General features: G+C 41.8%; 9 protein-coding genes. All 9 read left to right on the top strand.

What is annotated here, in order from left to right:
- Positions 1-14 precede the first annotated feature (14 nt).
- The 9 genes from DW862_RS08535 (at position 15) to coaD (ending at position 13,966) form a co-directional block, all read left to right on the top strand.
- Entirely contained in the window at positions 15-1,577 is a 1,563-nt protein-coding gene (locus DW862_RS08535; protein ID WP_008023369.1) for a glycoside hydrolase, read from the top strand.
- A 23-nt stretch (positions 1,578-1,600) separates the two neighbouring features.
- Positions 1,601-2,785 carry a hypothetical protein gene (locus tag DW862_RS08530; protein ID WP_008023371.1) on the top strand — a complete coding sequence of 395 codons (1,185 nt, stop codon included), beginning with the start codon at positions 1,601-1,603 and terminating at the stop codon, positions 2,783-2,785.
- Between the two features lie 192 nt (positions 2,786-2,977).
- Positions 2,978-4,165: a glycosidase gene (locus DW862_RS08525; protein WP_008775256.1), complete on the top strand. Its 1,188-nt coding sequence runs from the start codon at positions 2,978-2,980 to the stop codon at positions 4,163-4,165.
- Between the two features lie 234 nt (positions 4,166-4,399).
- Positions 4,400-5,758: an ATP-binding protein gene (locus DW862_RS08520; RefSeq protein WP_008023375.1), complete on the top strand. Its 1,359-nt coding sequence runs from the start codon at positions 4,400-4,402 to the stop codon at positions 5,756-5,758.
- 192 nt (positions 5,759-5,950) lie between these two features.
- Positions 5,951-7,840, top strand: coding sequence for a sodium:solute symporter family protein (locus DW862_RS08515; RefSeq protein ID WP_061448480.1), 1,890 nt, complete (start codon positions 5,951-5,953; stop codon positions 7,838-7,840).
- 33 nt (positions 7,841-7,873) lie between these two features.
- Positions 7,874-10,348: a PQQ-binding-like beta-propeller repeat protein gene (locus tag DW862_RS08510; protein ID WP_008023378.1), complete on the top strand. Its 2,475-nt coding sequence runs from the start codon at positions 7,874-7,876 to the stop codon at positions 10,346-10,348.
- A gap of 141 nt (positions 10,349-10,489) precedes the next feature.
- A complete protein-coding gene (locus tag DW862_RS08505) occupies positions 10,490-11,626 on the top strand; it encodes a GNAT family N-acetyltransferase (protein WP_004311086.1) in 1,137 nt (378 codons plus the stop codon).
- A gap of 10 nt (positions 11,627-11,636) precedes the next feature.
- Positions 11,637-13,514 carry a DNA topoisomerase IV subunit B gene (locus DW862_RS08500; RefSeq protein WP_004317072.1) on the top strand — a complete coding sequence of 626 codons (1,878 nt, stop codon included), beginning with the start codon at positions 11,637-11,639 and terminating at the stop codon, positions 13,512-13,514.
- Entirely contained in the window at positions 13,511-13,966 is a 456-nt protein-coding gene (gene coaD, locus DW862_RS08495; RefSeq protein WP_004311084.1) for a pantetheine-phosphate adenylyltransferase, read from the top strand. The genes DW862_RS08500 and coaD overlap by 4 nt, the downstream gene beginning before the upstream one ends.
- Positions 13,967-14,017 lie beyond the last annotated feature (51 nt).

Genomic DNA, 14,017 nt, shown 5'->3' with positions numbered 1-14,017 from the left:
TATACTTAGAATATATGAAGAAGATATACTCATTATTATTTGTAGCATTATTCCTATTCTTAGGATATTCATGTGACGATGGAAGTTTAGACCATAGTGATGTTTTTATCCCGGAACCAGTTGAAGAAAATTTTGACGATGACGGGATTGCACCGGAACCTACAACTACCGCTGTTGTAAGAATGAAAATCGGAGAAGAAAACAAACATCAAGTAATTGATGGCTTCGGCTGTGCCTTCTGCGGATGGTCACATCGTATTTGGAATACGATGCAGCGTGACGCAGTGATAGAAGACCTGTTTAGTGAAAACGGTTTGGATTTAAATATTTTCCGAGGCGAGATATTCCCGTCTTACGGTAATCCAACTACAGGAGATATTGAATTCAAGATGGATCGTAATTTTATGCTGCAGCCCGATGATCCTTCTATGATTAATAACTACTGGCGAAACTACAATGGTGAAGAGTGCGGAGAACAATGTCAACTTGGCCAAATGTGGTTAGTTGACCTTATAAGTAGAAAATATAAAGATGTCAATTTCTTCTTTTCAGTTTGGTGTCCTCCTATCAAATGGAAAAGCAATAACAAACTTAATGGTGGAAGCCTCAAGTCGGAATATTACGATGAATATGCCCAATATCTATTGGATTTCGTCGATGCATATGAACAAAAATTCGGCATTGACATATATGCATTATCAGGATGGAATGAACCGGACAAACTTGCTAGTTTAGGTGGTTGGGCAACCTGTGCATGGTCTGAAGAAGAAATGGCTAAATTTGTCCTCGAAAAACTTCGTCCAGCGATGGAGAAAAGAGGCCACAGTGATATGAAACTTGTTTATGCAGAAAATGCCCAGTGGAAATGGGCGGTCGATTTTATCAATAATAGTTTAAAAAAATATCCGGAACTGGTAGATCCAAATTTCATTGTAGCCGGTCATGGATATTCTACAAGAGATGAAAATGTCATTCCTTTTGAAGAGGCAGAAAAGCGCAATGTCCACATGTGGCAAACAGAGCTTAGTGATGATAAAGGTCGCCAAGAGACATGGCCGGATGCAATGAAATGGGCTAAAACTTTTCATGCTTATATGGCAAATGCCAATATGAGTGCCTTTGTATGGTGGTCAGGTGCACGTCCTTGCAGCACTACGGGCGAAAACCTAATTCAATTAGAAGAGGCATTACCTAGTACATACTATTACAGAGTTCCACGCTACTATACTTTTGGACAGTTCAGCAAATTTATTGAGCAAAATGCCGTACGTGTAGACGTAGAAGCTATTTCTTCAGAAACAGATAAACTCCCCGAAGACTTGTTGGTTTCTGCTTATGTGAAAGATGACACCTACACTATTGTACTAATCAATTTATCTCAAAAAGAATCATTCTCTACATTGATTGAGATTGAAGGAGTGGAATTCCAAAATATGAGAACATATACTTCCAGTGAATATGTGAAGTGGAAACACAAAAAGATCAATCCGTCTCAAAGCGGTTTACGTTCTATTACCGTTCCCAAATATAGTGTTGTAACTGTGACTGGTAAAATGAAAAACCATGAAGTTGAATAACGAATTATAAATTAGAGAATATCATGAAAAGAAATATAATACACTTAACAGGAATCGCACTTTGTGCAATCGGATTATTTTCCGGTTGTAATGAAGACTTACCTAGTTACACAAGTCTGACTGTGGATGCAGAGACATTGACAATTAATTTAGATGAGACAACCGAAGGGAGTTTTAATATTACTGGGGGCAATAGCGGATACAAAGTGTCTAGTTCAAATGCTGCAGTAGCGACAGCAGTTATTTCGGGCAATGAAGTGATTGTAACAGGTTTGAAATATGGCACTGCAACGTTAACCGTTATCGACTGGACTAAGAATTCGGCAAATGTGAAAGTAGTGGTAGCTCAAGAACAGGAGCTAGCAGTAAAAACAAGTTCCACGACTATGTTCTTTGAAGAACACAAAACGCTCGAAATATATACTGGAAATGGAGGATATAGCATAACATCTTCCAATGAGTCAGTAGCAACAGCAAAAATCAGTGAAGATGGAAAAATAGAAATCACTTCTTCTATCGTTCCGGGGACTGCGATACTAACCGTGAAAGACAGTCACAACAAAACAGCCGAGATTGCTGTGAAAGTAATAAAGAGGCTGGTAGTAGATAATAGTGAAGATATTACTTATCTAATAACAAGCGAACCCGTTACGATTAAAATTTTGGATGGAAATGGTGATTATACCTGCAGTCTCCCAAAATACTCCGAATCTTATATCAAATGTACGGTAGCAGAAAATGGAACAGAAGTTATTATTGAAGGATTGAAAAGAAACTATTTCAATAAAGCAATCACCATCAAGGACAAAGAAGGACAATCCATTGACATTCATATCAAGACTATTGATGAACCTTATTGGGAAAATCCAAGTTATCGTTACTTAATAGCTGGTTCTTATGCTTATCAGTATCCTTCTACAGCAAAAGTTGGTGAAGCTATTTATTCTGAAGAACTTAATATTTCGCTATTAACAATAAAGAGTACAGGAAGTTATGCTTCCGGATTTGCAGTCCAATTTACCGGTAATCTTGAAGAAGGAGTAAAGACCAATGCTGTACTTTATAAAGTTGCTAAAAATGCAGTAGATAAAAATGTTGCCTATTCAATAGAAGACTGTAAAATAGATAAAGTAGAAGATGGCTGGTATTGGGTTAGCTTCTTGGAACCCGGTTACACCGTTCGTTCTTACTTTATCACTAAGCAATAATTTATAAACTTGACATATCCGTTTAAAAGTACCCCCATACTTTTAGAATGATAAAACATAAAAAGAAACTGTTCGTACAACACAGCATGCATTTCATGTCTATCTGCATTGTGAACAGTTTCTTTTTATCTTGTCAAGAAGATGCAAGGGAAATGGACTGCAAATCTTTATCTCTTAATATGTTGAATTGATATGAATAGATACAATAATAGACTTCATATTCTAAAAAAAGAACATGAGTCACTTATCTCACGTAAAAATAAGATGATATTTTCCGAAAATGGAATATTCGAGCGCTATAAATATCCTATCCTGACAGCTGCTCATACTCCCTTGGAATGGCGTTATGATTTGAATCCGGAAACAAATCCATACCTAATGGAACGAATCGGAGTAAATGCCACCATGAATTCGGGAGCTATCAAATGGAATGGAAAGTATCTAATAATAGTACGTGTAGAAGGAAACGACCGAAAATCATTCTTCGCCATTGCCGAAAGTCCGAATGGCATAGACAACTTCCGTTTTTGGGAATACCCGATACATTTGCCGGACACAGACCCAAGTGAAACAAACGTCTACGACATACGTCTGACAGCCCATGAAGATGGTTGGATATATGGCATTTTCTGTTCCGAAAGTCTTGACCCGAACGCTGCACCAGGCGACCTATCTTCCGCCATAGCCAAAGCAGGCATCGTGCGTACTAAAGACTTAAAAAGCTGGGAACGGCTGCCAAACCTGATTTCCAAAAGTCAGCAACGCAATGTTGTATTGCATCCGGAATTTGTTAACGGCAAATACGCCCTGTACACCCGTCCACAGGATAACTTTATCGACGCCGGCAACGGAGGAGGTATTGGCTGGGCGCTTATAGATGACATTACCCATGCAGAAGTGAAAGAAGAAATCATTATAAACCACCGTCATTACCATACAATAAAAGAGGTAAAGAATGGCGAAGGTCCCCATCCTATCAAAACCCCCAAAGGATGGTTGCACCTCGCCCATGGAGTTCGTGCATGTGCTGCCGGTCTGCGTTATGTACTCTATCTGTATATGACATCTTTGGAAGATCCGACAAAAGTCATTGCCGAACCGGGTGGTTTCTTATTGGCCCCTATGGGAGAAGAGAGAATTGGAGATGTCTCCAATGTGCTCTTCTCAAATGGGTGGATTGCAGACGAGGACGGAACAGTGTATATCTATTACGCATCTTCCGATACCCGCATGCACGTAGCAACTTCCACCGTAGACAGGCTGATAGATTATTGTCTTCACACCCCGGCAGACGGTTTACGCTCTGCTGCTTCTGTAGAAAACATTTGCAAGCTCATAGAAGCTAACAAATATGTAATGGCAGAACAGGTTTATTTTTAAGGTAATGTGAGCTCAATACTTGAGCAGTATTAGTTGCCCTCCATTGACCAATTCCACGTCAATGGAGGGCTTTTCTATAAAGCAGGACAATAGCTGATACAAAAGTGCGTATTGCAGGTAAAATAGCACTTATCAAAAGTGCGCATTGCAGGGTATAAATAGGAAATTAAATTTGCGTATTGCAGAGGATATCATTAAATTTGCGTATTAATAAGATGATAAATAGAGAATTACATGATATTTAAACGCAAAATGTATAACAAGCTGCTTGCTTGGAAACAACAGGCGGCAGGAACCAAGGCACTTCTGATAGAAGGCGCCCGGCGAATAGGTAAATCCACTCTTGTGGAAGAGTTCGCAAAAAATGAATACCGAAGCTATCTTTTGATGGATTTCAACAAGGTAAGTGACTCGGTTACTTCAGCCTTTAACAATTATATGAATGATCTCGATACCTTTTTCCTGATTCTTTCTTCGGAATATGGTGTAAAACTTTACCCAAAGGAATCCATCATCATATTTGATGAGATACAACAGTTTCCGAAAGCCCGGCAAGCAATAAAGTATCTGGTTGCGGATGGGCGGTTCGACTATATTGAGACAGGCTCGCTCATTTCCATAAAAGAAAATGTACAAGATATAACCATTCCCTCAGAAGAGAGAACACAGCTTATGTACCCCATGGACTTCGAAGAGTTTGCTTGGGCAATGAATGAAGAGCCATTGATAACATATATCCGCCAATGCTTTGACAAAAAGGAACCTTTGGAGCAAGGACTTCACGCCAAAGCTATGTTATTGTTCCGTCAATACATGATTGTGGGCGGTATGCCGAAAAGCCTGTCAGCGTATTTGGAGAACAACCGGAGCTTCGAAATGGCCGATGTGGAAAAAAGGGATATACTGACACTGTATCGGAATGACATAATGAAGATAAGGTCAGGTTACAGGTCGAACGTATTGAGCATCTTTGACCAAATTCCCGCTTTTCTTTCACGTTCGGAAAGACGGGTAGTAATGAATCGTATTGAAAAGGGAGCAAGCTTCCCAAAGTATCATGATACTTTCTTTTGGCTCTCTGATTCAATGATTGCCAATGAATGCTTTAATTGTTCAGATCCTAATGTGGGCCTCTCGCTGAATGAAGACAGAACCTATGTGAAATGCTATATGGGTGATACCGGACTACTTATCAGCCATACATTCGATGAGAATGAAATCTCTGACGGAGAACTTTACCGGGAAATCCTGTTGGGAAAACTGTCGGTGAACGAGGGTATGTTCTACGAGAACGTAATCGCACAGATGCTTGTGGCTGCCGGACACAAGCTTTACTTTTACACCCGATACAATGAAGAAAAGCATCGCAACGACATGGAAATTGATTTTATCCTGTCGAACCAAAGCAAACTAAAATATAAGATTTTTCCGATAGAGGTAAAATCGAATGACAAGTATACTATTCGTTCACTCATCAAATTCAAAGAGAGTTTTCATCAGCGCATAGGAGAATGCTATGTGATTCATCCGAAGAACCTGTACGTAAAGGAAGGAGTAGTGTATCTGCCTGCCTATATGACCTTCTGCTTGTAAAGAGAGAGTATTCCTGCAGGAATTTTCTCTCTTTTTCCTTAAATCCGCAACAGTTATCATGAAGGACGCTTTCATGATAACTGTTGCGGATTTAAGGAAAAAGTATCAGAATGAGTTAAAATAATATTTGTTTCCCTACTACTTTCGCCCTACTTTTGCATCAAATAAAATAAACCTAATCGAAATAACGATATGAAACTACACGAAATCGATATTCTCATCATTTGTGCCTATCTCATCGCCATGATTGTCATCGGACTTATCCTGAAGAAACGGGCTGCCCAAAATATGGATTCTTATTTCCTGGGAGGGAAATCATTGCCATTTTATATGCTCGGACTCTCCAATGCTTCCGGAATGTTTGACATCACAGGAACGATGCTGATGGTATATTGGGCATTTGCCTACGGATTCAAGAGCCTTTGGATTCCCTGGTTGTGGCCAGTGTTCAACCAAATCTTTCTAATGGTTTATCTGTCCGTGTGGTTACGTCGTTCCAATGTACTCACTGGAGCAGAATGGATTAAGACACGTTTCGGTAAAGGCAAAGGATCGACTCTTTCACATACGATTGTTATCATCTTTGCATTACTTAGCGTACTCGGTTTTTTAAGTTATGGATTCATAGGTATTGGTAAATTTATGGAGATATTCATCCCCTGGGAAGTAGTATCTCCATTCATTCCTTTCAATGTGCCTGCAGAATATGTTCCTCATGTATATGGTATTTTCTTTACCACAATCGCCACTTTCTATGTAATGCTCGGAGGAATGTTGAGTATTGTATGGACAGACGTTGTGCAGTTCCTGATTATGACAGTAGCAGGTATCGTAATTGTTGTTATCGGAATGCAAATGGTAGCACCGGACATGATTCATTCTTTCGTACCGGCCGGCTGGGACTCTCCTTTCTTCGGATGGACGCTGGATATCGACTGGAGCAGTCGGATGAGCCTCTTGACGGAACGGATGGCGAATGAACCATATAGCCTGATTAGCATCTTCGTCATGATGGCCTTGCTCAAAGGAATATTTATGAGTATGGCAGGACCGGCGCCCAACTATGATATGCAGAAAATTCTATCTTGCAAATCCCCCAAAGAAGCGGCTATGATGAGCGGTTCCGTATCAGTCGTACTATTAATCCCCCGCTACCTGATGATTATGGGATTTGCTCTGCTGGCTATCTACTTCTTTAAAGAAGATGGCGGTCTGACACAAATGGAAGTGACACGAACGGATTTTGAAACTATCCTCCCCCATCTAATCACACGTTATGTGCCTGCAGGATTAGCCGGAATCCTACTAGCCGGACTACTGGCAGCTTTCATGTCGACTTTTGCGTCCACTGTTAATGCCGCACCGGCTTATATCGTGAATGATATTTATCTGAAATATATCAATCCGAAAGCGAGTGTGAAAACACAAATACGCAGTAGCTATATTATTTCTGTCGCAGTAGTAGTTATCAGCACTGTCATCGGATTCTTCCTGAAAGACATCAATGAAATATTCCAATGGATTGTAGGAGCACTCTTCGGAGGATACATCGCGGCCAACGTACTGAAATGGCATTGGTGGCGCTTCAATGGTGAAGGCTATTTCTGGGGAATGACCGCCGGAGTAATAGCAGCCATCGTCATGAAGTTCACTGTTCCCGACGCATGGGTACTCTATTTCTTCCCCGTACTGTTCGGAGTTTCCCTGATAGGATGCATCGCAGGAACCTATAGCGCACCTCCAACAGACGAAGAGACGCTCATCAACTTCTACACCCGTGTACGCCCATGGGGATGGTGGAAGCCGATTGAAGAAAAAGCATTGGCCCGTTACCCTCATATCCAGCCAAACCGCAACTTCAAAAGAGACGCATTCAACGTGGCAATCGGCATTGTGTGGCAATGCAGCCTTACCATTATCCCAATGTATCTCGTTGTCCGCCAACAATTGGGGCTCTGGAGCTCTATCGCATTGCTTCTGGTTACGACCTTGATACTAAGAAAGACTTGGTATAAGCCTCTGTGTAAAGAAGAAATCAGGTACAACGAAGAAATAAAACAACTAAAACAAGAGAAGGAATAATTAGCTTAACACACTAAAATTTGAGAACCGACCATGAAAAGACTATCTGTGATTCTGGTATCATTTTTACTATATCTGCCTCTATGCGCTCAATTTAAGGGAACAGTTTCTGTCGACACTAATCAATCGGGCATAGTTGATAAAGGCGATAAGCCGCTGGCGGGAGTTATGGTAACAGATGGATTGAACGTAGTAAAAACAGATAAGAAAGGTCGGTTCTCTTTGCCCGGATTCGAGAAAACAAGATTCATAAGTATTACAACTCCTGCGGGATTTGAAACACAACAATTCTACCTTTCTACCAAAGAGAACAGAAAAAGCTACGATTTTATCTTAACCGAAAGCGAGCGGACAAAACCCAGAAAACATTCTTTCGTGCAAATCACCGACACCGAAGTAACGGGTGGAATGGGGCGTTGGGTAACCGATCTCCAGCAATACATTGACAATGAGAAGCCTGCCTTCCTCATTCACACCGGAGATATCTGCTACGAACCGGGACTCACCATCCACAATCAAGTGGTAAATGCACAAACAATGGATTGTCCTGTTTATTATTGTATCGGTAATCATGACTTAGTGAAAGGCAACTATGGCGAAGAGCTTTACGAATCTCTCTATGGTCCGACATGGTATTCATTTGATATAGGTAACGTTCATTATGTAGTCACTCCAATCGACCACGGAGATAACCCGACCAACTATACCCAAAGAGATGTATACAACTGGCTAAAAAACGATCTTGCTCTCATAAAAAAAGACCAGGCACTTATCCTTTTCAATCACGACTTATTTACTCCAAATGACTCTTTCGTCTTTAAAGCAGATGACGATCATCTGCTTGATTTTCGTTCTTTCAATACCAAAGCCCAAATCTACGGACACATGCATTACAACTATGTCCGCAACCAAAATGGGATTTATACAATCTGTACCGGCACATTGGATAAAGGAGGCATTGACCATTCCCCTTCTTCTTTTAGAGAAATAAAAGTAGACGCAAACGACAATATCACCACCCAACTGCGATATGCTTTCATCGAGCCACAAATCGCAATAGTCTCTCCGATGAATAATCAGACGGCCGCAGCCTGCACCATCACTAAAGATCAGCTTCCTGTTTCCGTCAATACATATTATTCGCAGGCCAAAACGTCTCACGTTTCTTATATCCTAAGCGATTCGGAAAATAATCAAGAAATAGCTAAAGGCGATCTAGCCTCCCGTACAGAATGGAACTGGGGTGGAAACATTCAAATGCCGGCTAATGAAATGGGGAAAAAACTAAATCTCACAGTGACTTCATTCTTCAGCAACGGAAAGAAAGCGACTGCTACCAGCCAGTTTATCTACCAAAAGGACTTCAAATTATCCACTATTGCAGGTGAAGACTGGAATACATTACTTCAAAACGCAGCACACTCCGGCGGAGTCAACAACTCTCAAATCAAGCTCCCCCTGCAATTACAATGGACAGCTAATACAGGCAGTAACATTTTTATGTGTTCTCCCATTATCGCCGGACAGAAAGTATTTATCGCTACCACCGACGATAATGTATCACTGAACACATTTATCTGCGCATTTAATTTTAATTCAGGCAAACTGTTGTGGAAATTCCGTACTGCAAATTCTGTTAAGAACACAATAGCCTATGAAAATGGAATTGTAGTAGCTCAAGATGCCTCCTGCAACCTCTATGCCTTAGACAGTGAATCAGGGAAATTACTCTGGAAACAATCTATTAATTTGGACAGCTATCCCTATCTGACTGAAGGCTTGACAGTAGACAAAGGAGTGGTCTATGCCGGAATCGGCGCCGGACTATCTGCCTACAACCTAAAAACAGGACAAACGATATGGACTAACAAGGACTGGAAACAGCGGGAAGGTTCTACTACAACACTCACTATTGCCGGAGATGTATTAGTCAGCGGAACCCAATGGGGAGGTTTATACGGCAATGATATCCACACAGGAAAGCAACTCTGGAAACTATCTGACAACGGACTTGGCAACCGGGGAGCCTCTCCTGTCTATAAAAACGGGAAATTATGGATTATCTCTTCCAAGAGCTTCTTCACAATAGAGCCACAGACCGGAAAAGTATTGCAACAAAAAGAGTTATCAGCCAATCTGGATGTTACATCCACCCCACTCATCACCGAACAGGAAATCATTTTCGGTACTGCCGACCGGGGAGTTTTCGCATTGGACAAATCTACACTTTTCAATAAATGGAAAGCAGAAACGTCACCTTCACTTGTATATACTGCTCCTTATTCCACCACTCCGCAAGCCGGAGTTGAAACAAGTCCTGTTGCATCACAAGGAATTGTCTACATCGGAGCTTCCGACGGTTATCTATATGCCATCGACCAAACTACAGGAATTATAAAAGATAAACGACACATTGGAGCGCCTATATTTTCAACCGTAGCCGTATCCGGGAATAAGATGATTGTTTGTGGTTTTGCGGGTAATGTTTATTGCTTTTCATCGAAGTAAACTCCCTCTTCACTATCATAATGCATAAACTCAAATGGTACATAAGCACTAAAATTATATAGATACAGTTTTTGCCACCCCACACGTTGTAATTTAAAGATTATCACGTATCTTTGCCTGCTCAAATCATAAATACGAGATATGGCTATTACAATCAAGAAAGTCTCCACAAAGAGAGAACTTAAGAAATTTATCCGTTTCAATTACAGAATGTACAAGGGTAACCCTTACTCTGTGCCTGACCTCTATGACGACATGCTCAACACCTTCAACAAGAAGAAAAACGCAGCATTCGAATTCTGTGAAGCAGATTATTTCCTCGCATACCGGGACGATAAAATAGTAGGACGTGTAGCTGCAATCATCAACAATCAGGCGAACGAGAAGTGGGAATGTAAAAACGTTCGTTTCGGATGGATAGACTTCATCGACGATCCCGAAGTATCATCCGCACTCATCAAAACGGTGGAAGAATGGGGAAAAGAACGAGGCATGACTCACATTGCCGGTCCTCTCGGATTTACTGATTTCGATGCGGAAGGTATGTTAGTTGAAGGATTCGACCAACTTAGTACCATGGCTACTATCTACAACTACCCGTACTATCCTGTACACATGGAAAAGTTAGGCTTCGAGAAAGACGCCGACTGGGTGGAATACAAAATCTACATACCGGATGCCATTCCCGACAAGCATAAACGTATCTCCGAACTGATCCAACGAAAATATAACCTCAAGATAAAGAAATATACTTCCGGAAGAAAAATAGCCAAAGACTACGGACAGAAGATTTTCGAGTTGATGAATGAAGCATACAGTCCTCTTTATGGCTATTCTCCGTTGACACAGCGGCAAATCGACCAATACGTGAAAATGTATCTGCCGATCCTTGACTTACGGATGGTTACACTGATTACTGATGCCAATGACGAACTGGTCTGTGTAGGTATCTCCATGCCATCTCTCGCCGAGGCTTTACAGAAATCACACGGGCGTCTGTTGCCACTCGGATGGTTCTATCTGTTAAAGGCACTATTTATGAAACGCCGTGCCAAAATGCTTGATCTGCTACTCGTTGCAGTGAAACCGGAATATCAAAACAAAGGTGTTAACGCTTTGTTATTTTCCGATTTAATTCCAGTTTATCAAAAATTAGGTTTTATCTTTGCGGAAAGCAACCCCGAACTGGAACTGAACGGAAAAGTTCAGGCACAATGGGATTACTTTGAGACTCAACAACATAAGCGCCGCCGTGCGTTCATCAAAGAGATAAAATAAAAAAACAGCTATGGAAGAGAACGAATTGATACCTGTAGACAACAACAATGCAGTAGAGTACACTGACGACAACATCCGTCACCTAAGTGACATGGAACATGTACGCACACGCCCCGGTATGTATATCGGAAGGCTGGGCGACGGTGCACATGCCGAAGACGGAATCTATGTCCTCCTGAAAGAAGTAATTGACAACAGTATTGACGAGTTCAAAATGCAAGCCGGTAAGAAAATCGAGATTACCGTTGAAGAAAACCTCCGTGTCAGCGTACGCGACTACGGACGAGGCATCCCGCAGGGAAAACTCATCGAAGCCGTCAGCATGCTGAACACCGGTGGTAAGTACGACAGCAAGGCATTTAAGAAAAGTGTCGGACTAAACGGTGTCGGTGTGAAAGCCGTCAATGCCTTGAGCTCCCGTTTTGAGGTACGCAGTTACCGTGACGGTAAAGTACGTATCGCCACTTTCTCAAAAGGAAACCTGCTGACCGACGAGACGCAGAATACCGAAGAAGAAAACGGAACTTACATCTTCTTCGAACCGGATAATACATTATTCCTGAATTACTGTTTCAAGCCTGAATTTATTGAGACAATGCTACGTAATTACACGTACCTCAATACCGGGCTTGCCATTATCTATAACGGACACCGTATCCTGTCGCGCAACGGCCTGGTAGACCTTTTGAACGACAATATGACGGCAACCGGACTTTACCCGATCATCCACCTGAAAGGGGAAGACATCGAAATCGCCTTTACGCATACCGGACAATACGGAGAAGAATATTACTCCTTCGTCAACGGTCAGCATACCACCCAAGGAGGTACGCATCAGAGTGCTTTCAAGGAACACATCGCCCGCACTATCAAGGAGTTCTTCAACAAGAATATGGACTATACCGACATTCGTAACGGACTGGTTGCTGCCATTGCCGTCAATGTGGAAGAGCCTATCTTTGAGAGTCAGACGAAAACGAAGCTGGGTTCTACCAATATGGTTCCCGGCGGAGTGACAGTCAATAAATATGTAGGCGACTTTATCAAACAGGAAGTGGACAACTTCTTGCACAAAAATGCGGATGTAGCCGAAGCGATACAACAAAAGATCCAAGAATCCGAGAAAGAGCGTAAAGCCATTGCAGGTGTAACCAAACTTGCCCGTGAACGTGCAAAGAAGGCAAACCTGCACAACCGCAAATTGCGCGACTGCCGTATTCACCTCAACGACCCGAAAGGAAAAGGACTGGAAGAAGATTCCTGCATCTTTATCACCGAGGGGGACTCTGCAAGTGGTTCCATCACCAAAAGCCGTGATGTGAACACGCAAGCAGTGTTCAGTCTACGTGGTAAACCGCTGAATTCTTTCGGGTTAACTAAGAAAGTGGTCTACGAGAACGAAGAATTTAATCTGCTTCAGGCAGCCCTGAATATAGAAGATGGCTTGGACGGACTACGCTACAACAAAGTCATCGTAGCAACCGATGCCGATGTGGACGGTATGCATATCCGCCTGCTATTAATTACTTTCTTCCTGCAATTCTTCCCTGACCTTATAAAAAAAGGCCACGTATATATTCTGCAAACGCCTTTGTTCCGTGTACGCAATAAGAAAAAAACAATCTATTGTTATAGTGAAGAAGAGCGTGTCAATGCAATTAATGAACTAAGCCCGAATCCGGAGATCACGCGATTTAAAGGTTTAGGAGAGATTTCACCGGACGAGTTCAAGCATTTCATCGGTAAAGACATGCGTCTGGAGCAAGTTTCTTTACGAAAGACGGACGCAGTGAAAGAACTACTTGAATTCTACATGGGTAAAAATACCATGGAACGACAGAACTTTATTATAGATAATCTGGTTATAGAAGAAGATTTGGCATCATGAGAAAAGCAATATTCCCGGGTACTTTTGACCCCTTCACCATCGGACATTATTCGGTAGTGGAACGTGCACTCACCTTTATGGACGAAATCGTGATAGGAATCGGTATCAATGAGAACAAGAATACATACTTTCCCATTGAGAAAAGAGAAGAAATGATTCGGGAGCTTTACAAGGATGAGCCTCGTATAAAAGTGATGTCCTACGACTGTCTGACCATTGATTTTGCGCAGGAAGTAGGGGCCAGATTTATTGTCCGCGGTATCCGTACAGTGAAAGATTTCGAGTATGAAGAAACGATTGCGGACATCAACCGCAAACTGGCAGGCATTGAAACCATCCTGCTCTTCACAGAACCGGAACTGACTTGCGTCAGCTCGACGATTGTACGCGAATTATTGACTTATAATAAAGATATCAGCCAGTTTATTCCCAAAGGAATGAGGATAAGTTGAGAGTTGAGAATGGAGAATTGAGAAGGATGCAGGCGTATCTGTGCCCGGTTG

The sequence above is a fragment of the Bacteroides sp. AM37-9 genome (assembly GCF_003603455.1).
In the GTDB taxonomy this organism is placed as follows: Bacteria; Bacteroidota; Bacteroidia; order Bacteroidales; family Bacteroidaceae; genus Bacteroides; species Bacteroides xylanisolvens.
This window is presented reverse-complemented; position numbering and strand designations above follow the sequence as displayed.